Annotated in this window: 21 protein-coding genes, 1 pseudogene and 1 CRISPR repeat array; of the genes and pseudogenes, 10 read left to right on the top strand and 12 right to left on the bottom strand. The window is 41.5% G+C overall.

Going from position 1 to position 25,215, the window contains the following annotated elements:
- On the top strand, positions 1-1,050 hold a 1,050-nt coding region (locus DP116_RS10430; RefSeq protein WP_169155126.1), incomplete at its 5' end, for a group II intron reverse transcriptase.
- A gap of 285 nt (positions 1,051-1,335) precedes the next feature.
- Here the strand turns inward: DP116_RS10430 and DP116_RS29945 are convergent.
- Together DP116_RS29945 and DP116_RS10420 are read right to left on the bottom strand one after the other, a co-directional pair.
- Positions 1,336-1,467 carry a hypothetical protein gene (locus DP116_RS29945; RefSeq protein ID WP_281357393.1) on the bottom strand — a complete coding sequence of 44 codons (132 nt, stop codon included), beginning with the start codon at positions 1,465-1,467 and terminating at the stop codon, positions 1,336-1,338.
- Positions 1,468-1,734: 267 nt separating this feature from the next.
- A complete protein-coding gene (locus DP116_RS10420) occupies positions 1,735-3,207 on the bottom strand; it encodes a beta-barrel domain-containing protein (RefSeq protein ID WP_169155124.1) in 1,473 nt (490 codons plus the stop codon).
- A 662-nt stretch (positions 3,208-3,869) separates the two neighbouring features.
- On the opposite strand from DP116_RS10420, the gene DP116_RS10415 reads away from it, so the two are divergent.
- From DP116_RS10415 to DP116_RS10405, 3 genes are all read left to right on the top strand, one after another.
- Positions 3,870-4,073, top strand: coding sequence for a CsbD family protein (locus tag DP116_RS10415; protein ID WP_169155123.1), 204 nt, complete (start codon positions 3,870-3,872; stop codon positions 4,071-4,073).
- Between the two features lie 243 nt (positions 4,074-4,316).
- Entirely contained in the window at positions 4,317-4,526 is a 210-nt protein-coding gene (locus tag DP116_RS10410; protein WP_169155122.1) for a hypothetical protein, read from the top strand.
- 10 nt (positions 4,527-4,536) lie between these two features.
- The gene (locus tag DP116_RS10405; protein ID WP_169155121.1) at positions 4,537-6,363 is read left to right on the top strand and encodes a PRC-barrel domain-containing protein; all 1,827 of its coding nucleotides are present in this window, start codon (positions 4,537-4,539) and stop codon (positions 6,361-6,363) included.
- Between the two features lie 81 nt (positions 6,364-6,444).
- On the opposite strand, the gene DP116_RS10400 is transcribed toward DP116_RS10405, so the two are convergent.
- Positions 6,445-7,248, bottom strand: coding sequence for a DUF8738 domain-containing protein (locus tag DP116_RS10400; RefSeq protein ID WP_169155120.1), 804 nt, complete (start codon positions 7,246-7,248; stop codon positions 6,445-6,447).
- Between the two features lie 165 nt (positions 7,249-7,413).
- Here DP116_RS10400 and DP116_RS29185 point away from each other — a divergent pair.
- The 4 genes and pseudogenes from DP116_RS29185 to DP116_RS10380 all read left to right on the top strand — a co-directional run.
- A pseudogene (locus tag DP116_RS29185) lies at positions 7,414-7,494 on the top strand (helix-turn-helix domain-containing protein); the annotation flags it as partial.
- 844 nt (positions 7,495-8,338) lie between these two features.
- Positions 8,339-8,512 (top strand): hypothetical protein, encoded by a 174-nt coding sequence (locus tag DP116_RS10390; protein ID WP_169155119.1) that lies wholly within the window; start codon positions 8,339-8,341, stop codon positions 8,510-8,512.
- Between the two features lie 232 nt (positions 8,513-8,744).
- The gene (locus tag DP116_RS10385; RefSeq protein ID WP_169155118.1) at positions 8,745-9,908 is read left to right on the top strand and encodes a cupin domain-containing protein; all 1,164 of its coding nucleotides are present in this window, start codon (positions 8,745-8,747) and stop codon (positions 9,906-9,908) included.
- A 28-nt stretch (positions 9,909-9,936) separates the two neighbouring features.
- A complete protein-coding gene (locus tag DP116_RS10380) occupies positions 9,937-10,914 on the top strand; it encodes a ferredoxin family protein (protein ID WP_169155117.1) in 978 nt (325 codons plus the stop codon).
- Here the strand turns inward: DP116_RS10380 and DP116_RS10375 are convergent.
- The gene (locus tag DP116_RS10375) at positions 10,868-11,329 is read right to left on the bottom strand and encodes a GNAT family N-acetyltransferase (RefSeq protein ID WP_169155116.1); all 462 of its coding nucleotides are present in this window, start codon (positions 11,327-11,329) and stop codon (positions 10,868-10,870) included. The genes DP116_RS10380 and DP116_RS10375 overlap by 47 nt on opposite strands.
- A 366-nt stretch (positions 11,330-11,695) precedes the next feature.
- Positions 11,696-14,071: a UvrD-helicase domain-containing protein gene (locus DP116_RS10370; protein ID WP_169155115.1), complete on the bottom strand. Its 2,376-nt coding sequence runs from the start codon at positions 14,069-14,071 to the stop codon at positions 11,696-11,698.
- A 136-nt stretch (positions 14,072-14,207) separates the two neighbouring features.
- Here DP116_RS10370 and DP116_RS10365 point away from each other — a divergent pair, with 136 nt between their 5' ends.
- Positions 14,208-16,049 carry a glycosyltransferase family 39 protein gene (locus DP116_RS10365; protein ID WP_169155114.1) on the top strand — a complete coding sequence of 614 codons (1,842 nt, stop codon included), beginning with the start codon at positions 14,208-14,210 and terminating at the stop codon, positions 16,047-16,049.
- Between the two features lie 228 nt (positions 16,050-16,277).
- Entirely contained in the window at positions 16,278-16,958 is a 681-nt protein-coding gene (locus tag DP116_RS10360) for a Uma2 family endonuclease (protein ID WP_169155113.1), read from the top strand.
- A 94-nt stretch (positions 16,959-17,052) separates the two neighbouring features.
- On the opposite strand, the gene DP116_RS10355 is transcribed toward DP116_RS10360, so the two are convergent.
- The 7 genes from DP116_RS10355 to cas7d all read right to left on the bottom strand — a co-directional run bounded on the left by DP116_RS10355 (position 17,053) and on the right by cas7d (position 25,149).
- Complete coding sequence (locus DP116_RS10355; RefSeq protein WP_169155112.1) at positions 17,053-17,754, bottom strand: Uma2 family endonuclease; 702 nt, start codon at positions 17,752-17,754, stop codon at positions 17,053-17,055.
- Positions 17,755-17,909: 155 nt separating this feature from the next.
- Positions 17,910-19,979: direct repeats of the CRISPR family, unit length 37 nt; unit sequence GTTTCAATCCCTAATAGGGAGTAAGAGAAATTTCAAC.
- Between the two features lie 212 nt (positions 19,980-20,191).
- Complete coding sequence (gene cas2 / locus DP116_RS10350; protein WP_071654200.1) at positions 20,192-20,479, bottom strand: CRISPR-associated endonuclease Cas2; 288 nt, start codon at positions 20,477-20,479, stop codon at positions 20,192-20,194.
- Positions 20,480-20,661: 182 nt separating this feature from the next.
- On the bottom strand, positions 20,662-21,666 hold the full coding sequence (cas1d, locus tag DP116_RS10345; RefSeq protein ID WP_169155111.1) for a type I-D CRISPR-associated endonuclease Cas1d: 1,005 nt from the start codon (positions 21,664-21,666) through the stop codon (positions 20,662-20,664).
- Positions 21,667-21,887: 221 nt separating this feature from the next.
- Positions 21,888-22,481 (bottom strand): CRISPR-associated protein Cas4, encoded by a 594-nt coding sequence (gene cas4 / locus DP116_RS10340; RefSeq protein WP_169155110.1) that lies wholly within the window; start codon positions 22,479-22,481, stop codon positions 21,888-21,890.
- A complete protein-coding gene (gene cas6 / locus DP116_RS10335) occupies positions 22,474-23,334 on the bottom strand; it encodes a CRISPR-associated endoribonuclease Cas6 (RefSeq protein ID WP_169155109.1) in 861 nt (286 codons plus the stop codon). Before cas6 ends, cas4 begins: the two co-directional genes overlap by 8 nt.
- A 61-nt stretch (positions 23,335-23,395) precedes the next feature.
- Entirely contained in the window at positions 23,396-24,115 is a 720-nt protein-coding gene (cas5d, locus tag DP116_RS10330; RefSeq protein ID WP_169155108.1) for a type I-D CRISPR-associated protein Cas5/Csc1, read from the bottom strand.
- Positions 24,116-24,120: 5 nt separating this feature from the next.
- On the bottom strand, positions 24,121-25,149 hold the full coding sequence (gene cas7d, locus DP116_RS10325; protein WP_169155107.1) for a type I-D CRISPR-associated protein Cas7/Csc2: 1,029 nt from the start codon (positions 25,147-25,149) through the stop codon (positions 24,121-24,123).
- Between the last annotated feature and the right edge of the window lie 66 nt (positions 25,150-25,215).

The following is a 25,215-nucleotide window of genomic DNA, read 5'->3' as shown; positions in this document are numbered from 1 at the left end:
GGAACAAATAAACGAGTTATAGAACTCGATATTGAAAAATGCTTCGACAGGATAAACCACTCTGCCATAATGAATAACCTCATCGCCCCACAGAGCATGAAGAGAAGTATCTTCCGCTGCCTTAAAGCTGGGGTTAATCCAGAGTTTCCAGAACAGGGAACTCCTCAGGGAGGCGTGGTAAGTCCACTTTTAGCCAACATCGCACTCAACGGAATCGAAAGTATACATAGATACCACATAAACGGTGGTAAGGCAAGAATAACGCCTGCAACATCGCCAAGTGACATCATAGAGCCAACCATCCGATACGCGGACGATATGGTCACAATACTTAGACCCGAAGATAATGCAGAGGAAATACTTGGAAAAATAAACCAGTTCCTTGCAGACAGAGGAATGAACGTCAGTAAGAAGAAGACCAAGATAACCGCAACGACAGATGGATTTGATTTCCTAGGCTGGCACTTTAAAGTACAAAGCAACGGAAAGTTTAGATGTACCCCTTCAGTGGATAACTTCAAAGCATTCCGTCAGAAAGTAAAAACCATCGTCAACTGCTCGAACTATGGTTCCAAGATAAAGGCTGAGAAGCTAGCCCCCTTGGTTAGAGGATGGAGAAATTACCACCGCTTCTGTAAGATGGACGGGTCGCGAAACTCGCTATACCACATTCAACACAGAGCGTTTAGGGTATTCAATAAGGAAGTAAAGAATGACCGAGAATCGAGCAGTATCTTGATTAAGAAGGCATTTCCGACAGTTCCTTACTCCGAAAATAAATTCATCAATGTCAAAGGAAATAAATCACCCTTTGACGGAGACATCACCTACTGGAGCAAGCGTAATAGCAAACTCTATGATGGAGAAACCTCTAAAGCCCTAAAGCGGCAAAATCATACATGCGGACACTGTGGTTTAAAGATGCTCAGCGAAGAGCGAGTACATCTACACCACATTGACAACAATCACGACAACTGGAAGACCAAAAACCTCCTAGCTGTACATGAAAGCTGTCACGATTATATCCACATGAGCAAGGAGAAATCCTAGAACATCGGGAGCCGTATGCACGGAAACGGGCACGTACGGATCTAAAGGAGAGAGACGGGGGGTAATGCCCCCTCCCGACTCCGCCCCTTGAACTTCTTTTGCTTGTTCAGCAACAATTTCTACGTGAGACAAGTCTTTGATAATCATGATATTGTTCTCCTGAGAATTGCTAGTTCATTCCTCTGAGTTGCTGTCAAGATAACAGAAAAGCTATTGAAGAAAACCACTTGTTTTGTGGGGCTTCTATTCAATAGCTTCTTGAACTAAAACTTAGTAAAACAAGCTTCATGAAGCACGTGCACTCGCATAGGAAGTGGTGTAAGTAGGTTCATTAGCAGCGGAACCAGCAGCAGCAGCAACAGCGTATTTATATCCATAGTCAATGGTATAACCATACTTACCTGTTGCGGGGTCCAAGAAATAGGATACGTTCTGACCTGAACTTGAATCAGAGGCAGCATAGGTTGATACACTGCTTGTAGGTGTGCTGAAACTCTGTTGAACTACTTGAAGTCCCCCATGCACTTGAGTATCACTCGGAAGTTCAGTTACCAGTTATCAGTTATCAGTTACCAGTTATCAGTTACCAGGTAGGAAACGGACTCGTCCACCCCTTGTTCCCTGCGGCTGGTACTGCGTAGGTAGCTGTTCACTGCGTAGGTAGCTGTTGAGGTTGACTTTTGACTAGACGTCTAAACCACCTTTGTGCAATTTCTGAAATGGATCTAGGATAAAGTCGATAACACGCCGCTGGCGGATAATCACCTCAGCGGTTGCAGTCTGTCCAGGAATGAATTGAATACGTTTTTTGCCATTTTGGATATACTGGTGATTCAAAGTGATTTCTAACTCAAAGTTTTCTACATTCCCTTGAGGTGTTTGCTGAACTTTGGAGTCTGGAGAAATCCAATTCACTTTTCCTGATACGATGCCATACTCCTGAAAAGGATAGGCATCAAGCTTGGCTTTCACAGGCATACCCAGTTTTAAGAAGCCACTGTGCTGATTAGGCATCTGAGCCTTGAGTACTAAACCAGCTCGTAATGGTGCAATTTGAGCAACTCTCTGACCTGGTTGTAGTACAGCTCCTGGTTTGGTAGTGGGAAATTCAAAAATCACACCATTAATAGGCGATCGCACCACTCGTTGCTGCAGTTGAATCTTGTAAGATACCATCTGGCTTCCAGTTTGGGCAATTTCAGAGTGTACGGAGTTGATTTGTGATTGCAGTTGTTTGAGTTCTTCTTCAGTTTTGAGTTGTGCAAGTTCACCTGCATGAACCCGGCTTTGATAATTGCGTTGTTCTTCTTTGAAGCGGAGTTCTGCTTGCTCGATTTGGGATTGAGCTTGCTGAATAGTTTTTTGATAACTGCTTTGTTGCTCTTTTAAGCTGGACTGAGCCTGAGCGATATCAGACTGAGCTTGTACAAGGTGTTCATAGTTTTCCTTTGCTAACTGTTCCACTTCCAGAAAGCGCTCTTGTGATATCACACCATCTTCATAGGCTTTTTTGTAGCGTGGGACTTTTCCTTGAGAGGCTTGAAAACGAACTTCTGCTAACTTATAAGCTGCCTTACTAGAATACAGAGCTTCCTGTACCTGGTCTACTTTCGCCTGTTTTTCCTCTTTCTGTAAGTTATAGAGAGTTTTGAGAGTATCTAGATTGCGTCGCGCCTGGTCTACTTGAGACTGTTTTGCCAATAGTTGAGCTTGGTTTTGTTGTTGCTGAGTTTGCACAGAAAGCATCAATTGATTTTTGAGTAGCTGCAAGCTTTCCCGGCGATTTTTTAGTCCCTCCAACTTTGTTTGAACTTGTCTGAGTTCAGTTTTGAGAATTTCTGAGTCCAGTTCCAGTAGAACCTGACCTGCTTTTACGGTTTCGCCTTCTTTGACTTTGACAGCAGTCACACTTGCACCCACTGGACTATCTAATTTTTGGGTTGCGCCTTTTGGTTCAATACGTCCTCTAGCACTCCCTGTCTCATCCACCTTTGACAACATAGCCCAAGGTAAAACAGTAACTGCAAAGGCTAATAACAAGTACAGCGAAGAACGTGTCCAGGCTTGAGGTAAAGCATCTAATAGTTCTTCGGTTCCGAAATACCAATCTTGTCCCTCATCTGTTGCTTCTGTCTGATGCGAAAATTCTGATGACATTTTCTTTCCTCCACCACAAGAATCAGTCTTTGGTCTGAACTAGTGGTTCACAATTAGGAACTTCGACGGGTTGCTTACAGAAAAAAATCTTAATTCTGTGCTCTCGTTGCAAGAGCGTGTCCTCTGGACTCAGCTTCCCGTGCTTGCCTTGCTTGCCTTAATCTGGTAATTTTAGATTGGTGGAGTACTAGATTGGTTGACCGTAAAGTACACTCTAAAGTACACTCTGGTTCAAGGACTAGTTGCCCATCGCGATGCATACTCTTAGAAGATCTGCTATCTAAGCTTGCTATAGCTTGCCGTTGAGTTATCCTGTGTAACATAACATTTTTTGCCGCACCTTTTGTTTTCGATTTAACTTTTAAAACTAATCTTAAAAAAAAATTTGAGGAAATTCTGAGAATAACCTTTATCTTAATAAAATATAATACTTTACTTAAAAATCACAATTTCTTAAGTAGAATCAGGCTTTGACTCTAAATATACCACATGTAACAAAAGCTCCTTCCTGGGAGGGAAGCCCTAGTTACGATTACTAGCATATATTGTGACTACTGTTACTAATCCACCGTCAGTAAAATACTGACATATAAGGATTTGATTAAGTAAGAGACGAAACAACAAACTGTTTTAAGTCTGGTATTTCAGCAAGGAATGATTCTATGGGTTTAGAAGACCGCATCAAAGCAACGGCTAAGAACATTGAGGGCAAAATTCAAGAAGTTGTAGGTGATATAACTGGCAATACACAAGACCAAGTGGAGGGTAAGGCAAAGCAAGCTGAGGCTCAGGCTCGTCACGTGGTTGAAAACGTGAAAGATAAACTTGAAGAAATAAAAAATCAAGTCAAGAAAGGGCTTGAATAATTAAAGTACTCGGCTGAGTCTAGAGTAGAGTCTAACAGTGTTCCAACCATAATCCATTGCTGTTATAAAGATACACTCTCACCAACAGATACATCATGTCTGGTGAGAAATCTTGTGGTTTATTTTTTATACAGATCATCCGATGCTTTAAGTCGGTTGAATTGAAGTTCTCATAACTCACTAAGTTTTTCTTATGTGGATAGTTATCTTGTCATCTGAATTTTGGAGCAAAGGAGCAATGTCATGCCAAGACTAGTCGGTCGGCGTTCTAACGGTAGTTTGTACGTTTTATCTGCGTTTATTGTTGCGATCGCTTTCGCAGGAGTACTTAGGTACTCTGGTGTCATTAATATTCAGAACTTGGTTGAGCAGACGAAAATCAGGTTTCACAAGAGTAGCCTGCCTGCTGAGTTTAGTATTGCTAATTTACTTGATAAACAAATAAGTGCTTAGAGGTTTGAAGATGCGTAAAGGAAGCGATTTAATCGGTAAGGTCGTTATTACATACGACACAGGAGAACAAATTGATCGGGTTCAAGATTTAATTTTCGATCAAGATAGCCATCAGCTTCTGGGACTACTTGTGGATGAGGGAGGGTTATTTCGTGCTACCCGCGTCATTCCATTCACCAGTATACAAGCAATTGGTCCGAATGCAGTTGTTGTACCATCCAAAAAGGCGGTTGTGAAACTCAGGGCTGTGCCTGAAATAAAGGCGATTATGAAGCGCAATAACGTGCTCAGGGCAACCCGGATTTTCACGGTCAATGGGCGTGATCTCGGTACTATGGTTGACCTTTACTTTGACGAGGAAACAGGCTCTGTTGAAGGCTATGAAGTTTCTGGCGGTTTGTTTGCTGATGCCTACTCTGGTCGTTCTTTTGTTCCTGCTCCTCAAACCCTGAAAATCGGTGAGGATGTGGCATTCGTACCAGTAGAAACAGCGCAATTGATGCAGGAGCAAATTGGCGGTATTAAGGGGGCTGTTCAGGCTGCTGGTGACAGCTTGCAAGTCACGACTGCTATGGCGGGTTTGAAGCTTCAGGAAGCGACTCAGACTGCAACAGAAAAATTGCAAGAAACAACAGAGGCTGTTGGTAAGCGACTACAAGATGTTAATCAGGCAACTGTTACCTCTATTACGAATGCGATCGTTGATCCGGCTGCACAGAAAGCCTTCGTGATTGGTAAAGTTGCGGATCAAAATGTGATCGCTGCGGATGGAACACTATTGATTATGCAGGGAGAGACAGTTACCTTCTTGATTGCACATTCGGCTGAGCGCCTTGGTGTGCTTGATCAACTCTACCGGGCAACAGGAGGTCGTGTTGCAAAGGAGTTAAACCGCAAGATACAACAGACAGCCAACACAACCAGCGCACAATTCCAAGAAATTGTAGACACTACCAGTGAAAAGTTGCAACAGGGTGCTGGCGTTGCGAATGAAAAACTACGAGAAATGACTCGTACCGCCGCTGCTAGGTTCACAAATGCAGTGGTTGATCCAGAAGAGCAGAAGGCACTTATCATTGACAGAGTAGTTGACGGCGATGTCATTGCACCAGATGGAACGTTGCTGATTGCTCAAGGTCAGTTAGTCACATTAGAGATTGCTGATGAAGCTGAGCGTCAAGGTGTGCTGGATCAACTGTTTCGGGCAGCAGGAGGTAGCTTATCAACCGAGTTGAGCAACTTAGCAAATAACTTCCTTGCTGGTCATGTGGTTGAACAAGCGTTAGGTCGGCGTGTACATCGTATCGTTCAGACTAATGAAGCATTAGTCGTGGCTGCACCGGGACAAATTGTGACACCGCAGGTGATAAAACGGGCGCAGACTTATCAACTGGAGCAGGCTTTACTCAACGCTGTTGGTTTGACCTCAACTGAAGCAGCTTATGCCAATGCCAACAAAACATTTGCAGACACGGGTGAGCGAGTCGTGGATGGTGTCATTCAAATGCGGGACAATGCAAGTACTCTGTTAGTAGTGCTCGCAGAAAGGTTTGAACATTTACGTAAACAGGCACTTCAGGTGCTGGAAGAACAACGGATGAAGCAAGCCTTGGGACGTCCAGTGAATCGAATTATCCTTGACCGGGAAGATAACATCATTCTGAGTCCTGGTGATATCATCACTCATCGTGCGATCGAACTTGCTCGTCAAGCTGATGTTCTTGATATCTTATTTAGCTCTATATGGAAGACTCCTGAACTTCCAGCTACCGTACTATTGAACTCGTCGCCAAAGGCTGAGGTGAAACATCTAAAATCGGTTGTCTTGTCAAGTTGAGCCGACTGTGTTGTTCGGCGTCAATTAATTAAATAACATCTAAGTAGGGTGGGCATTACAATGCCCACCCTACACTCTGACTTAGTTTTTAAGCCCCCCGCTGATTTTGGGATCTAATACGAGTTGCGAACCGGATTCGTTGACATGGTACGTCCAAGATTGTCTGCCAACTTGGACAACAACTTCCCAACCTTTAATGGGGTTGTATTCTTTGGTGCAAATTTCGCCAAATTTGAATTCGCAGGGATTACCAAAGGTTTTTGCTGTGGCTTTGGTAACTTTTAGGTTAGAAGTTGGTATTCTCGAACGCTTGGAGGCGTCACCCAAAATCGCATCTTCGATTTCTTTTGGGAGTGTGGTTGATTGTGATGTACTCACCTTTGGATCTAAAACAATTTCTGAGCCGGATTCGTTGACGTGGTAAGTCCAAGAATTATCTTGCACCCGAACAACCACTTCCCAACCTTTAATGGGGTTGAATTCCCTGGTACAAACTTCTCCAAATTTGAAGATGCAAGGATTGCTGAAGGTTTTTGCTGTGGCTTCGGTTATTTGTAATTCACGAATTGGTACGCCGGAACGTTTGGAAGCATCACGCAGAATTGCATTTTCTATCCGTCTTGGCAAACCGTTTGAGTTCTGGTTTGTGGTTTGGGATATTTGAATTCTACTGTAGCTTGAGTTCTGGTTTGTAGTTTGGGATATTTGAACGCTGCTATAACTGCTCTGTATTTGCTCGTCTTCCCCAGAAGCAGCAGCAGGATAGTTTCCAACCACTCCGAGTCCACTTGAGAACAAACTCGTTAAGGTTAAAGTCAATAAAATTCCTTTGGGGGACTTGAGGATTTTGTTAAGTGCAGGATATAGTTTGTTTATGTCTTTCATAGAACACCTTGAAGATTGAATCAATCAAATCGCGACTGAGGGTGATAGCCTTAGCGCGGTTTTTGTCTGTTTTGTTTTTGCTCTATGATTAGAGACTACAAACTCAAGTTTGAAAGTTTCGGCTGATGTGCCGGTTTTGTTTCTGTCTTCTTTGGAGAAGTTTAGATGAGACGACAAGCCGTAAAAATTAGGTTCTACCCCACAGAACAACAAGTCAAGATACTTGCACAGCATTTTGGATGTGCGCGGTGGTGGTGGAATTATGGGTTAAACAAATGTATTGAAACCTATAAAGCAACTGGCAAAAGCTTGTCTCAATCTGGATTAAATTCAATGTTGCCAGCACTCAAAAAAGATAAAGAAACTGAATGGCTAGGAGAGTGTTATTCACAGGTTTTGCAATCTGTAAGTCTCAATGCAAAGCCCGTGCATACCAAAATTTCTTTGTTCGCGCAGCGGGCAAGGGAGGGCTTAGGTAGAGGGGAAAATCAGTGTCAGATTCAATTGGGAATGGAGGGTAGAGTTGATATTATTTCCCGCGAAGAGACTGTACTGCGATTTTTCCTGAGAAAGGCTCGGCTAATTGCAGATTTTTGACATACTCTTGTGAATTATTATTATTTATTGCTTACATAAAAATATCAAATTAATACCAATGTAAGTTGGTTGGGTAGAGTACCTCAACCCAACGCCTACAACGTTTATGCTCTACCCAACTGAAGCATCTGTCGCATTAGCATTTTTCGATATGTAAGTATAATATATTACTATATACCAAAATATAATTGTTTATGTCTTAGGAAAAAAATGAGAAAATTTATCTATTATTCTTAGAGTACAACTAGATATAAGCAAATCGTCACTATGGCAACACTTTCCCAGTTAAATACCAGTTAAGCTACCAGATAAGCTTAATATTACTGCTGTATGGAGGCGAAAGGTATTAGAATTAGCTATATTACTTAGTAATGACTTGCATTTGGTATTGAGTTCGGTTACAGTCAAGGTGAACACCTAGACAAGATTCTTGGTGAAACGATCAGGAACTGAAACTCGGTGAAAAGCTGACTAAGACACTCAGGGAGGCAACATGTCAAATCAATTTGAAAAAAATGCTCCAAAACATTTCCGTTCCAGCAGAATTCAAGTTGAAGTCAAAGAGTTGGCTCAGGAACTCAGTAAAAATACTACTGGTCAATTAAATACTGATGCTGATGGTGATGACTTAAATACTGATGCTGATGGTGATGATTTAAGCAGCTAATAGTTGCTAATTATCCCATTACACTTAAACACTAAGTACACGTCATTATAAAACGGGTTCGGAATTGGCTTAACAGATTATTCATTTCCCTGTTTTGGCATAATTTTGATTTCCGAACCGTATTAATGATGAGTTGTACTCAGGAGTAGGTGCTATGATACCTCCTACTCCCGTTCATGATTGGATCTAATTATTTTTTTGTCATTTTATTGAGAATAATTATAAATTAATTATGTTTGGAGATATACTAAAGCCATATACCGTTGAAGAGTTTTTCAAAAAGAATTGGACAAGCGAAGCAGTGTTTATCTCTAGTGGAGATCAAACGAAATTTGCTCACTTGTTTTCTTGGGAAAAACTCACATATCTTTTGAACTTTCATCAGTTCAAATATCCTGACCTCCGTTTAGCATTAGATGAAAAAGTCTTGGATGAAAGTGCAAATGCTAATATCATCCAGCGATGCCAAGAAGGTGCAACTCTCATCCTCAACGGAGTACATAAACTGATTCCAGAACTGGCTACTTTCGCCTCCGAAATGAAGTATGATTTCGGCTATGGTGTACAAGTCAACGCCTACTGTTCCTGGCCTCATAAACAGGGATTCTCTTCACACTATGACACCCATGAAGTCTTTATTTTACAAATAGATGGTACAAAGCAATGGTATGTATTTTATGACACGATTAAGTATCCTTTACCAGAACAGAAATCATCTTCTTTCTCGCCTCCAGAAGGAGAAGCTTATTTAACTTGCACTCTCAAACCTGGAGACGTTCTTTATATTCCTCGTGGTCATTGGCACTATGCAGTTGCTGTTGATGAACCATCACTGCACCTGACTTTAGGGGTACATTGTAAAACGGGTGTTGACTTTCTGGAATGGTTAGTTAACGAACTGCGTCAGCAGGAAGAGTGGCGCAAAAGTATGCCATTACGTGTAGAGACGGCGGCTGTGGAGAACTATGTAGATGGCTTAATTGAAAAATTAAGTAAACATATTGCTCATAGCAATCTTTCTGATGATTATATGAATTATCTTGATGGCTTGGGCAAGGCGATCGCTCCCTACTCTCTACCTTATCAAGCTGGATTTCATATATTTGAACAAGGGACGCAAACCAAGTTCAAAAGCGCCAAGTTTCAGCGAACTAGAATTACCGAACTGCCAGATAGCAGTGGCTACAAAATTGTTGTAGCTGGTAAAGAAGTATCTCTCAAAGGAGTACCTATCTCTCTTGTGGAAAATTTATTCACTGGAGAAATCTTTACAGGGGAGGATGTTATCAATTGGCTCCCAGATTATGATTGGGAAATTGATATTGCTCCTCTTTTGTCTCGCTTGGTCACTGAAGGCATCATTTTCGTTTCTTCCTCTGTGTCATATCCTCATTAATCTCAAAAAAAACAATCATTACCACTAAATGAACACTTTCTTTTGTTCCGATCATTCACGCCAAATAGGAGAAGATATTATTGGCAGCGGCACCAATAACCAGACTTACATATTGATTGAGTGTCGCACTCCTTGGACAGCCGAAGCCTTGAATTCTAGGTGGGTTCCAGAGAATTTGAGGCTCTTAATTCAAAAGTGTAAGTCGGGTAAAATTCCGGTAAAATTTCTCTTAATTGCTAATAACTTATCACATAAGGTAGATGGTACAACTGTATTAATTTATCAGAAAAAAGAGGGACTCAGTAACGGATACCACAAACAAGAGTTTCATCTGGCACATATTGAGCAAGCAGCAGGGATTGTCAGAAAATGGTTATCTGGTCAATCTAGCAATTATGAAGTGAAAAACAGTGCAACCAGGGATATTTTAGTCTGTACCCACGGTAGCCATGATCTTTGCTGTGCTAGGTATGGAAATCCCTTTTATGCCCAAGCTGTAGCGATGTCGGAAGATTTGTGCTTGGACAATGTTCGGATTTGGAAATCAAGTCACTTTGGTGGACATCGATTTGCACCAACAATAATAGACTTGCCAGAAGGAAGATACTATGGTGTTCTCGATCAAGATTCATTTCGGTCGATTTTGACGCGAACTGGTGATATCACCTGCTTGAATAAAGTCTATCGAGGTTGGGGAATTCTGCCAACTTCTATTCAGGTTTTGGAAAGAGAACTGATTCTTCGCCACGGATGGGATTGGTTTAATTACAGAGTTGCAGGCAGAATTATTGAGGAGAGTTCAGATAAGACAACAATTCTGGCTGAACTAACTGTTGAAAAACCTGATTGTTCTCTTGACACTTACCAAGCTAAGCTTGTGAAAAATGACAGTAAGACTCTTGAGATGAGGGGTTCTTGCAATGCCAAGCAAGAGTCATTGTTCGTTAAATACTCTGTAGCTAGTCTTTCGCATTTTTCTGAGACTGCTGTAGCTTGCACTGCATAAAAATATGACTCACATCCAAATAATAAAATGGCTCCCCTACTTCGCAAAATCCTAGTCGCTTGTAAAAGTTGACGGCGTGAACTCGTGACATTAATCTTAAAGTGTTGAGATTTTTTTCATGAGCTATTTCTATCAATTTTTCCATGAGTTTTGTACCAATGCCTTGATGGCGAAACTCAGGTAGCACTGCGAGATAGGCAATGCTTCCCAATTCTTTTGATAGTAAACGCAGTCTCGCTGAACCAACGACTTTATGATCACAAACAGCAACTAGATGAAAAGCGCTATCTTCATGCTTGTCTTTTTCTGTTCCTTTGTCCATTCCTAAAGGTGATCTTAGAACAAGCCACCTTTGGTGGAACATATCATCTAGTTCTTGTTTATCTTTGACGGGACGCACCTCGATGTTTTGCATTGAAAAAAAACAGGGGTGTAAGGGTGTAAGGGAAAGAGGTATTTGTTTGATTAATAAGCTAAAACACATCTAATACCAGTTCTCTGTAAACTTGCACTTAATACTCACTCTTTAATTCTTGGCGTTCTTTGCGTCTTGGCGGTATGCGCCAAGGGCGCACGCTACGCTAACGTTTAATAAATATTAAGTGCATCTTCATGGAGAATTGGTATAACTTGGATAATTTCAAGAATTAATGTGAAAGTGCATGCACTTTCATTACAATTGTGTATTGCACGCAACACCAGAAGCATAGCAACCGTATTGGATGATCAACTGTTGTCAAGCGAATGGATTCCACCCCTACACCCCTACAGCCCTACACCCTTAGTTTCGTACACTTTTAGGAAACTGGCGTTTGAGTGCTGGAAAAACAGGACAAGGGGTTTGCTCTTGTAAGTTTTCTGGCTTACTCCAGGTAAATGGGGCTTTCTGGGCAGCAGACATCCATAACAGGCGTTTTGCTCGTGTCATGGCAACATAAAGTAAGCGGTATTCTTCAGCTGTTTTGAGATGTTTTGCCTGTTCCCAAGCTACGGTGATGCTGGGTAAGGTAGATTGACCGTGAAGAGCAGCACGGATTTGAGCGCGGGCAACTTCTGATAAAGTAAAGTTACCCAAAAACTGACTTTGGGGAGGAACCCAAAATCTACCGGGAATTAGATTCTCATGCAGAAAAGGCATGAAAACGTAGTCCCAATCTAGCCCTTTTGCTTTGTGCATGGTGATGATTGTCAGTTGACCGTTACGGGTGTATCGTTTTTCTAAGTCTTCTGTTTCTACTGGTTCAAAGCGTTCGGAACTGACGATTTCACTCAATGCATTCAGCATTGAACCCATTGAAGTATTGCCAGCTATTTGCTGGATGACTCTTTCTGCTAGTTTATCGGCTGTTGCGAGTTCTGCTTGCTCATAATTGAGTGTTAGGGCGATGAATGAAATTAACTGGTAGAGGGGTAGTTCTAAACGGGCACGAAGTAAACTCCGACACAGGTGAGCAGCTTTTTGGACTGATTCTGATTGAGGTGAAGCTAAAGGACTAGGATACAAAAATTCTTCTGGTAAAGTCGCGAGGGCGTTGAGATCTTGGGTTTCAATCAAACGCCGTTGTACAAAAACTTCTAATGCTCTTTTGAGGTAGTCGGGAGAATGGGGGCGATCGCAAAATTGTAAAAGTGCCAAAACTTCTTCTGGTACGTGAGAATGGCGATCGCGTTCCCCCACATCATACAAAAGAATATTATGCTCTTTACACACTGAAGTCAGCGCTTGTGCCAACCATCGTCCCTGACGGTTTTCCCGTACTAAAATCGCTGCACTAATAGCGTTTGGTTCCTGAGAAAATAACTCTACAATCCTCTCGGACAGCAACTCGACTGTGTGATGAATGTCACGCGGTGTGTACAATTCCAATCCTAGTCCCACAGCTTGCGGATTGACATCAGCTTTACGGTAATTAGGTTCAACAGGGCGAATTCTTTGGAAACGAAAGGGAGTGGGAGATGAGGGAGATTCCAAATTTGGAATTTTGAATTTGGAATTTTGAATTGAATTGTCTTGTCCCGTTTTCACATAAAGACTATTCACCCATTCCAAAACAAAGTTAGCGGCGTCGATGATAATTTTCGTACTACGACCTGCTTGATCCATTGTCACTAATTGTTGCTGGGCGTCGCACTCTTTGCAGAATTGGCGAAAATAAATCGGATCGGCTGGGGTAAAGGTTGAGTTAATCGCTTGGTTTGGATCGCCAACGCGGAGTAGATTTGGTGGTTCGTTGGGATTGTCGGGGTTGGTGGCGAGAATTGTGAGTAGGCGCGTTTGCAAGGGACTCGAATCTTGTGCTTCGTCTTCAAAGACAGCGAAAACTTGATTTTGCTCGATTTTACGGGTGTTTTCGTTTTCTAATACGCGCAGGGCGGCTAATATCATGTCGTCGTAGTCAATGAAGTCACGCGATCGCATCAAATTCTGATATTGCTCGTACAACCCAGCCGCAATACTTAAGATGTCATATTCCTCTGTGGTTTGTTTGCCAAATTCACGCAAATCTTCTGGTAATAAGCCAGAACTCTTTGCTTCATGAATCACTATAGTTGCTAGTTCTGGTAAAACTTCCGTCCGCAACACCGACTGTCGCCGCAGTCTTTCTGTTTCTTCTCCGTCAAATTCAATACCTTCTAATAACCGAGAATAGCGTCCGGGATGGCTAGCAACCCACTGTTCTACAGCAGTCCTAATGAATCGATGACTTTGATTTGGGGTAATTAAAGTGACATTTTCTAACTCTAAACCTGATAAATTAGGATAACGGCTGGCTATGTTCAATGCAAGACCATGTAGGGTATTGACAATAAAGCCAGTTTGTGGTAAAGATAATTCTTTAAGGTATTCGCGGATTTTAATTTTAATATTAGCAGCAGCTGAGCGAGTAAAGGTGACAACAATGAGTTGACGACGGATATTTCGACGTGATTTTGTAGATTGATCATACTGATGGGCGATCGCAATTGCAGCTGCTGCAGCCATTCCTGTAGATTTACCTGCACCGGGAACGGCTGAAACAGCGAGTGAACCGGAGTTCCAGTCAGCCATACGCTGCTGTCCTTGACGGAGAGTATTACGAATATTTGCTATGGCTGCCTCTCGCGGGGAAGAGACAGGTAATGTAGATGGTTCTATAGATTTCGATTCTTGAGGCACTGATTTTTAATATAAGCGTCTTATCTAATAAGATTTTAGATTTGGAACCCCACCCTCGACGCACTCTCGACGCAGATAATATTTAGATTTTTATCTGCGTGCATCCGCGTTGATCTGCGGTTGTAATTTAGAAGGAATGGCTAATCGTAAATTTTATCTACATTATCTCGCTTTGGTTGGGGCGATCGCCCTTGGTGCAATTTTACGCTTTTGGAATTTGGATCTCAAACCTCTGTGGATGGATGAGGTGATTACTGCGATTTTCAGTTTGGGTAAAAGCTACAATGATTTACCAATGGAAGTGGTGTTACCTCTGGAACGCGTGTCAGAGATTTTTACTGTCCAACCAGGGGTGAGTTGTTCTGAAATTGCTAAAAATATTGCGAGTCAGTCTACTCATCCGCCGCTGTTTTTTTGTGGGATGTACAGTTGGTTGAAGTGGTTGAGTCCTTTGGGAGGTGAGTGGGTTGGGAAGTTGCGATCGCCAGCCGTGTTTTTTGGTGTCGCTGAAATTGTCGCAATTTACTATCTCAATCGTATTGCTTTCTTCCCGTCTGCGGGGATAATCGCAGCAGCTTTTATGGCTGTTTCCCCTCTGGCTGTTTACCTTTCCCAAGAAGCACGACATTACACATTGCCCATGTTCCTGATCACTTTAGCTTTACTTGGGCTGGTGCAAATTGTCAAGGATATTGAAAAGCGGCAAAAAGTGAGATTTTGGGTTGTGCTGGGATGGGCAATCATCAACAGTATCAGTTTTTATGTTCATTACTTTTGTATTCTTGCTTTCATTGCGCAGATTGCAACACTACTGGTGCTGATGTGCTGGCGTTCGGGAAACATCCTTAACAAGCGCCAAATTTGGCTAGCACTCATTTTATGTGTGAGTGTTGTTGTCATCAGTTTTTTGCCGTGGTTACCAGTTGTCTTTCATGACTACAATCGTTCTGAAACTGGTTGGCTGGATCCTCCGCAACATATTTCCCCAATTTATCAAACTCTTATTAGCTGGCTGCTGATGGTGATTTCTCTACCTGTAGAAAATCAACCACTTGCAATTGCAGTCGTATCTGGGTTGTTAATGCTTTTGTTTGGTATTTGGGTGGGTTGGCAAGTTTTCAAAGGTTTAAAGCAGCTATGGTATAAACAATCAACGCATTTAGCGACATTGACTTTGTTAAGTTTCTGTGTGTGGGTGTTATTGGAATTCTTGGCGATCGCCTATTTCCTCGGCAAAGATATTACCGCTGTTCCCCGCTATCACTTTGTTTATTATCCCAGTTTTTGTGCCCTAGTCGCAGCGAGTTTCGCTCATACCAAGTTGCAATCAAAGGTAGTAGCTGTCATTGCGAGTCGAAGCCGCGAGGCGAAGCCGTGGCGGGAAACGAAGTGGAGGGAAGCAATCTCCCCGAAAGCGCCACTACAACAAAACGCAACTTGGTATCAAATTAACAAGAATGAAAAAACAAGAAACCATTCAATTTTCCTTCCTAAATCTTCCTTTGTCATTCTTTTTCTTGTCAGTCTTCTTAGTTGTGTTTTTCTTGTTTTCAACTTAGTATTTCAAAAACCATTTGAGCCGGAACAAGTCGCGCGAAAGATGAATCAAAACCCTTCTATTCCTATTTTAATGGTGGTAGGATACAGAGATTACCAAGATGTAGCATTAGGGTTAAGTTTCGCTTTAGCATTGGAACCACTTAGGGAAGCAGAAGAATATTCCTCCTCTCACGTTGCTTTCTTCAAGCAATCACCAGACTTTGCACCTGTGTTGCAAAAACTTTCTCAACTTCCTCCACCAACTGCGACTCATCTTAATTTATGGCTTGTTGGTCCAGGTAGAAAACGCCGAGACTATCCGCAGCAGATAACACTTTCTCAGAAAATGACTTGCGCCATAGATTCCTCGCAGCATTATCGCGTTGGCGTTCCTTATCAGTTGTATCGTTGTGGAGTTTCAGTTTCTAATAGAAAGTAGGGCAGGCGAGACTTTTTGATTCAGCCCTGGGAATAAGGAAGCAATTTTAGTTTAAAAACAAGTCTCTGCATCTTCTGCATGTTAATGTTACTGTGGAAGATTGGCAGCACTAAGCTATACCTGTGCGAAACTAGAGAGGTAAACAATCCGCCGATGAAGCCAAAATCGTCACGATTTAGATTGATAGTTCATTTAAAAAAGAACCACTAGCAGAATACGTAGTCTATCATGACTCAAGCCTTAACCAAACAAGTAACCTTCGATGAATTTATTGCCTGGTATCCAGAGAACCCGCAACGACGCTATGAATTGCATGATGGAGTAATTGTTGAGATGGCACCACCTACAGGTGATCATGAAGAGGTAGTTGGATTTTTAGCTACAAAACTCACTTTGGAATATAGTCGCTTAAACCTTCCTTACTTCATCCCCAAAACCACTTTTATTAAACCAATTGAGGGCAAATCAGCTTATTCACCAGATGTGCTGTTATTAAATCGTCCCAATTTGATAAACGAACCTCTGTGGAAAAAAGAGTCAACTATATCGGACGCAGCATCAGTACCCCTAGTGGTTGAAGTTGTGAGTCAGTGCGTTGCGCGGGTTCCCCGCGTTGAAGCAACTGACGAACCCGTAAGGGTCAGCAGTAATTGGCGTGACGATTATCATAAAAAACTTGCTGACTATGAGGAAATGGGTATTCCTGAATACTGGATTGTGGATTATGCAGCATTGGGCGGACGGGCGTTTATTGGCAGCCCCAAACAACCAACTATTTCTGTCTACCAGTTGGTTGAAGGTGAGTACCAAGTTGCCCAGTTCAGGGGAAGCAATCGCATTACCTCCCCAACATTAAGCGAACTAAACATAACCGCACAACAGATTTTTGATGCTGCCAGCAACTTTTGATATCAATTCGTTTAGCCTTTTGATATTCTTTTCCATTGATGGCATTTGCAATTGCGAACGCTCTGCCAACATTATAATATGATGCCCGTTTAAGCTAAATTGTGTCTGGGTCAATATTTAACTCCCGCAATTTAGCAGCCAATCTCTCTGCTTTACTTATTGCTAATTCTTTCTGCTGACGTTGCGATTCAGCTTCTTCTTCTGGTGTTGGAACTAACTGTCCTGATGCTGTGAAAAATCGCAATAAACCCTGATGAATTCCCAGATATAACTCTAGTTGCTGACTCCACAAATGCCCTTGATTATTCGCTTCTAAAGGTTGATATTTGCCATCTAATAAGTGAAAACCAGCGAATTCTGATGTGTATGGATCGAACCAAAAATAATCAGGGGTGCGGAAGGTATTTTGATAAAGTTTTTTCTTAAATTCTTTATCAGTATTAGCAGTTGATTCAGAAAGAATTTCTAGAATTACATTCGGATATTTGCCCTCTTCTTCCCAAACTACCCAACTTTTACGAGTTTTGCGTTCGGTGTCCAACACGACAAAAAAATCTGGTCCTCGGAAGTCTTCTGATTTGCGTTTGCTGAGGCTGTAATAAATAGTAAGATTGCCAGCAGCGTAGAAATCTGTTTTATCTCGCCACAACCATTCCAGGCATTTGAAAAGTAGGATTATTTGCCGTAGATGTAGTTCGGTTTCCAAGGGAGGCTCGTCGCTGTATAAATCACCTGGAGGAAGGATAACATCTTCTGGGATATCTTGGGGAGTGTCTAATTCCTTAGCTAGGGACATGGCGAGTGGGTATGGCGTTACGATTTATGGGTTTATTTTAACGCTGTCGTAGTTGAGCATTAGCGTAAGTCCTGCAGACAGGAACTCTCGGCGCGCAGTGTCTGCGACAGGAGAAGAAAAGCTTTCCATAGAAATCGCCTGTTTCAATCCCGTTAGTTTCAATCCCTAATAGGGAGTAAGAGAAATTTCAACGGATGTGCCGGAGGGGATGGCGATAGGGGCGATCGCTGGTTTCAATCCCTAATAGGGAGAAAGAGAAATTTCAACAACAACAGGTTTATCGACTGCCGCAACAGGATGTTCGTTTCAATCCCTAATAGGGAGAAAGAGAAATTTCAACGGTGCAAATTTGAAAACTTTAAATACGATCATCCTTTCGTTTCAATCCCTAATAGGGAGAAAGAGAAATTTCAACCTGGCAGTTGGATAAACTTTGCAGCAATCCCAATTAGTTTCAATCCCTAATAGGGAGAAAGAGAAATTTCAACCACATCCGTGCGCGTTTGATGGACTTGGTGGATCTGTTTCAATCCCTAATAGGGAGAAAGAGAAATTTCAACATGTGTTGATATTTCAAATTGTGCTGAGTACGGCATTGTTTCAATCCCTAATAGGGAGAAAGAGAAATTTCAACTCTACTATAGATACTCCAAATTTCTCAGACTTCATGTTTCAATCCCTAATAGGGAGAAAGAGAAATTTCAACCTGAAGCCATAGCATACATACTCGGTCTACCTCATTGAGTTTCAATCCCTAATAGGGAGAAAGAGAAATTTCAACTAATTACTTAGAATTGACACACAGAAACTGCTTACGTTTCAATCCCTAATAGGGAGTAAGAGAAATTTCAACTTGGTTTCTTCCTTAGTAGACAGTTTTAGAAGCCTGTTTCAATCCCTAATAGGGAGTAAGAGAAATTTCAACTATACAGCAGGAGAGTTAACCACAAGAGCGAACTTGTTTCAATCCCTAATAGGGAGTAAGAGAAATTTCAACTCATGGTTGAATTGCGCTTTTTGACCTTGACTTTAGTTTCAATCCCTAATAGGGAGTAAGAGAAATTTCAACTGTAAATGGTAAATGGGTGCAATGTGAAGGTATAGAGTTTCAATCCCTAATAGGGAGTAAGAGAAATTTCAACGGAATTTTAGAAATTTCAAATGTGTATAAACCGTGTTTCAATCCCTAATAGGGAGTAAGAGAAATTTCAACTTGATTTCTGCATTTACTGAATTCTCAGATATTGTTTCAATCCCTAATAGGGAGTAAGAGAAATTTCAACCTGTTCAAACCCTATCAATATGTATGGGTACTACCTGTTTCAATCCCTAATAGGGAGTAAGAGAAATTTCAACCCTTGGGGTTTGGTCGCGCCACTAATACCCTCAAGTTTCAATCCCTAATAGGGAGTAAGAGAAATTTCAACATGTCTTCCCTTTCATTTCCTGTATCATCTAGCAGTTTCAATCCCTAATAGGGAGTAAGAGAAATTTCAACCAACAGTATTACTAATGTGGTGTTTTATGTTGAAAAGTTTCAATCCCTAATAGGGAGTAAGAGAAATTTCAACAGGAAACCGCAAACCTTGAAACCCATCTTTGTTAGCTGTTTCAATCCCTAATAGGGAGTAAGAGAAATTTCAACTTGGGCGGAAAAAGGTGTAGATCTAGAAACAATTTGTTTCAATCCCTAATAGGGAGTAAGAGAAATTTCAACTGCTCTTGATATATGTACTGAGCAATATTCCAAATCGTTTCAATCCCTAATAGGGAGTAAGAGAAATTTCAACTCGCGATCGCCTCCTCTACGGTAACTGGAATGTAAGTTTCAATCCCTAATAGGGAGTAAGAGAAATTTCAACTCTATTTTCTTTTTTTCACGATTGTTGTACGCGCGGTTTCAATCCCTAATAGGGAGTAAGAGAAATTTCAACGCCACAATTATTGATGCTGGACCATTGACTTTTAAGTTTCAATCCCTAATAGGGAGTAAGAGAAATTTCAACGATGAAACATGCTATAAGTCAATAATTCATCTTCCTTGTTTCAATCCCTAATAGGGAGTAAGAGAAATTTCAACTCTCATATGCAATTCGTTTAGTTTTGTTCTGGTTCCAGTTTCAATCCCTAATAGGGAGTAAGAGAAATTTCAACTGATGCCCTTTTCAGGGTCACTAGGATCAATGTTGTTTCAATCCCTAATAGGGAGTAAGAGAAATTTCAACCGATCCAAGTCTGAGACCTGCTCTATATAAAGTTTTCAAGGTTCTAAATCGCGGGTGATCTAATGATAGCATGCAAAAAAGTAAATTGATTGACAGGAAATGGCTGAAATCCAGTCTAGGCAAGGAGCGCGGATGGTTATAAACAATTTTCCCCAGAAATCCTCGTCCTGTAAGCAATCCAGCCATTTTTTTCAAAACCTATTTTCCAACACCTACCCATCCGCGCATTCGGCAAAGAAAATGGTGTCATCGCGAGGTGGTTCGCCGCCGATACGTTCGACTTTACCAAAACAGCAGGCGCACAGAAAATAAAACTTGATACTATCAGTATCAGGCTTAATGAGTTTGTGCAAGCGCGATCGCAACTTTGCATATTGAGTATCACTCAGCTGGCACTCAAATACACTATACTGCACCCACTGCCCATAAGACTTGAGGACTTTGTGGATTTTTGTACGGCGCTTATCTTCAGAAATATCGTAAGACACAACAACATTCATAGGCAAATTGACCGAATCAATGAACAGTGAACAGTGAACAATGAACAGTGAACAGTGAACAGTGAACAGTGAACAGCTACCTACGCAGCGATTTCTTGACCCCCCTTAACTTGGTAACTGATAACTGGTAACTGGTAACTGGTAACTGGTAACTGATAACTGATAACTGATGACTCTTGCGCCTACTTCAAAACCAATGGTGGATATTTCTCGATTTCACCCATTAAATATTTAGCCAGTAATCGAGCTTGAAGTTCAAACGCTTCCTGGTAAGTACATTTGCGTCCCAAGACGGGATGCTTAAATTCGGATAATTTCTTTTGTCCGTACAGCCGCAGAAAAGTTTTTCTTGGTTCGTTGGTGAGAGAAACAGCACCGCTTAAAGGTTCCGTCACGAAATCCTCAACTTTCAGAAATTGCTTGTTTAGCGCAGACAACACGACTGCATCTACCACCAAAGGACGGAATTCTTCCATTAAATCTAACGCGAGTGAGGGTCTACCGTAGCGATCGCAATGTAAATATCCCAAATAAGAATCAAACCCAGCAATATTCACTGCACTTTGGACATCATGACACAGCAAGGAATAACCAAAGCTGAGTAAAGAATTCACTGGATCGGTGGGTGGACGACGAACGCGCTTGGTAAAGGTGAATCCTGTATTGCGAATCATTTGATTAAAGCAGCCAAAGTAAGCGGCGCTACCTGCACCTTCTAATCCGCGTAAAGAATCAATGTTTTGAGTTGAGTCGATGGGTACAATGACATGATCTAAGCGTTCAATAGAAGCAGATAAATCTAGGTTGTTGCATTCACGTTGACGACGAACAAGGGTATTACGGTAATTTTTCAGTTTACCACGTACAAACCCTTGAACGACATGAATTGCTTGGGCTGTATCACCTGCTGCTTGCCATTGCGCTTTACGCACAAAAATATTTTTGGTAACTTCTGGTTCTAAACGTCCTAAATAACGACCTGTTTCTGTCAGGAATGTTAGCGGAATTTGACGCTCTAATAATTCATTAACAGCAGCGGGTGAAACTGTGGCGCGTCCTAACACCACGACACCATCGATTTTGATAAGCGGTACATCTAAAATTGTCTTTTTATCGAATTTGACGTGAAGTCTCTCATCGATTTTGCCGATAAATGCATCGTCTTGTGTGATGTAAAGTGTGCCCATAGTGAGTGTTAAGATTTAGTTGAGATGAAGCAGTGAACAGTAAACAGTATTTTCGTCCGCCTGGGATTTAAATCCCAGGCTCATAGTCAAAGTCATCTAAAGATGACTGCATAAGCTTTTCAGTCTACTTTAGTAGACTTGGTCTTTGAGCCTCGGAATTAATTCCGAGGCGAGCAATTCGAGGCTCATTGAAAGTGATGCAAAAATGTCAAATCTCTGGTTTAGTAAACTTCTTGATACCGTCCTACTTTGTCCACAATTTCTGGCAAGCATCGTGTGTACAAACTGCATCCAACACAACGTTTTGTCTTGACAGGTTTTGGCATAATACCTGTTAGTAGAAGCATTTGAACAGCTTCAATTGTGGCGATTGTGCTTTGACGCAATTCTTCCGTAATTTCTACTAATTGACGTTGATGTGAGTGTGCGTAGTAAACATAGCCAGTCGTCACTGTTTGTCCTGTGATTTCTTCTAGACATAAAGCTTGGGCACAAACTTGTAACTCATCGTTATCCCATTCACCCTTACGTCCTCGCTTGTATTCAACTGGATATAACTCACCGTTTTCTGATTCAATTAAATCAGATTTACCAATAAGTTTGTATTTGTCTGATTTGAGCCAAATCGCTCGAACTTGCCAGGTTTCTTCACGATGTCCTTCTCCAAGTGTGTGGACGCGTTCATGTAAACTTGTTCCTTCAATTGTGTATTGGTTATCAATGAATTCTCCTGCACAAAACATCCGCCAGCAGCGATGTGGGCAGTAGGCATATTGGTTTAAGGAAGCAATTGGAATGTATTCTGTCTCATTCATAATTTTCAACACTTGATGATAAGCGACGTGTCATACCCATACCCATTGTTGTTTTACGTCCAACTCCTGCATATAATGCAAAGTCAGCAAGGGCGTTAATTTGTTTGATTGCGATTGGTTCAATATCTCCTAAAATCCGATAACTTATTTCGCCGACACAACCAACAAATTTGTTGTCATAGTTACGAATAACTTCTGTATGGATGTTGACAAAACTTGGATAAATTGACTCGATGGGGATGTTGGTAAATTCAATCCCACTATATTTATTCCAGCGACTGAGAAGACTGTTGAAGACACATTCTCGAATTGGGAGAATGGTATCGTATCCTCCTTGGCGGAAGGCTACGGGTGTGGCGAGGGTGAGGTTGAGAGGGTGATTTGGGCGATCGCTCTCTTTTGCTTGCTCATACAATTGTGTGTAAGTACAAGCATTTGCCCAAGGTTGCATTGATTGTGGTGTACCGAGAATGCTAGTAATGTATAAATCTGCTGAACCCAAATGCCAAGGGTGTTCAGGGTTAAGATTTAGCCACAGTGGAGTCAGCTTGCTAAATAGGTTGTCGTCTAGGAGTGAGATACGCCACCAACAGGGTGTACCTGGAGGAATTAGGCGTTGATGGGAAAATTGCAAGGTGTGGTGTTTGTGTTGATGGCTTTTATGATTTCGTGTGACTTGTAAGGGGGAAAGGGTGAACGGTTTATCGGCGTTGGATGTGTGTAGATAGTCTCCTAAATCTTTATCGACTGAACTGATGAGGGTGAGGAATAGGGCGTGGTAGTGTCTACCAGTGAGGAATTCGGGGTAGATGGGAGATTGGGGGATGAGGTTGAGGACGAGACTGTGGGGCATATTTAATTTTGGATTTTAGTATTATTGGATTTTAGGGTGAGTATTACCCACCCTGCACGATTTAACCCTTAAACCGATACTGCATTTTGGCTGGAAGTCGTAGTTTTTCAGACTTGTTGGGGTTTTCAAACTCGTAATATTGCCCTTGGCGAATGCTGACATTTTGAATCAGACTCACAGGAGGCATATTAACTACGTCGTAGCTAACGACTTGATGAGTAAACATCACATCTAGAGGATTCAATGGGTAAGGAAAAGAGAAGTTACCAGTTTTTAATTCTAATTTGGTGACTTCTTGAGTCTGTACTTCTGCTTTACTCATCCACTTACCTAAGCGAATCCATTTTGGCAGTCTGAGTTGCTTTTGAGAAATTACAAAAAACTCAAACTGACTTTCTGGTGCAATTTCTTTTGCCCTACCAAAACTAGGGATATTCTTTTGAGTTTTCTCCATTTCAACGTGGTAGTTGTTATTAGCATACTTCCAGGTATTGAGAATTGTAGTATGGTTAATTGAATGCGCTGGAGTGATGTAAATGCTCTGGTGATTGAGCGGTGTTAGATGCTCCTCATATTTGGGAACTTGTTCAGGACAAAAGTAACGATAGGAATGTTCTTCTGCAACAGTTGTAGAGTAGATTTCACTATCTACTAATCCCAATGCATAGCAAAGTGCGTAATTGTGAATGACTAGTTCTGTCTCGTAGAGTCTTCCTATCTCACGAGTTGCGTAATATAAGCTGTCGTGGAGTTCTAGCTGACAGTGGTAAATAATTGCCATATTGCTTACTCCGCAACAGCGCCAGCTTTTTTCTGACTCTTGGAATCTTTTTTGCTTTCTTTCTTTGCTGATTTTAAAACCCATGTTTGAGCATATGCAGATGATTCTGCGTTTGCTTGTGTCAACATAGCTTGCAGTTGAGTTTCATGACTGGTGATAGATTTGATTTCATTCAAAAGGGATGTAAATGATTCACCAATAAAATCAGTATGAGTGATACATTCGTCTTTCATCAGAGCAATCATTGCTTCAGTAGCAGCTTTTACAACTTCATCTTCATCAAGAGGATCTGGAAGATTAATTTCTCCTTTGTGCTGCATCAAGTCATAGATTTTTTGCGTCCATCGTAGATTGCTGACAATCTCACCGTCTGTAAAAATCACTCCGATTAATTCATTTCTCACTCTACCAGTACGGGTTGTTTGCGCTCCATAATGACGAGTCCTGAGAATGTTATTAAAAACGTAGATAAATCCGGCTTCTGTGGGGTCTTTTAAAGTAACAATGCTTGGGAAAAAGATTTGAGGTAAGATATGATCTTGGCTGTTAATTCTGCTAGTCACTTCCCCTTGACGACTCATTGTTCCATTTTCAAAAGGAGCGTTAAGGGTAACGTTGAGATGTGAGTCTTCAAATGGAGTAATAGAGTAAGCTGTATCTACGACGACTTTAGATTTTTCGGAACCGGAATCACCAATCGCAAAACCATAAAGAATACAATCAGGAGTCGTCTTGCTGAAGTCTACATTGTAATCACAGTTTTTTGCGTCACCAATTTCGTATTTTCGCAGTAATTCCCGTCCTGTTAAACGTTCTGGTGTGGATTGCTTGCGCTTAAACATTGCTAAACGGCTAATAGGTTCTTTATTTTCAATTCCAGCACGGACTTTTGCTTTATTGAGTTCACCGTCTGTTTGAAATAAAGGATAGGATTCAGTGACGCGAATCGTGATAAAATGAACATAGTTCCCCATTGGTTTAGCAGGGATTTCAGTGTGAAAGAATTTGGCATCAACGGTTTTGAGTAAGTTCATATGTGTCTCCAAAGTTTAGTAGAATATTGCAATAAGTGAGTGATTGATCATATAGCAGTCCTATTT

The organism is Brasilonema bromeliae SPC951, assembly GCF_012912135.1.
GTDB classification, from domain to species: domain Bacteria; phylum Cyanobacteriota; class Cyanobacteriia; order Cyanobacteriales; family Nostocaceae; genus Brasilonema; species Brasilonema bromeliae.
The sequence above is the reverse complement of the archived record's forward strand: the minus strand, read 5'-3'. Positions and strand labels throughout refer to the sequence as shown.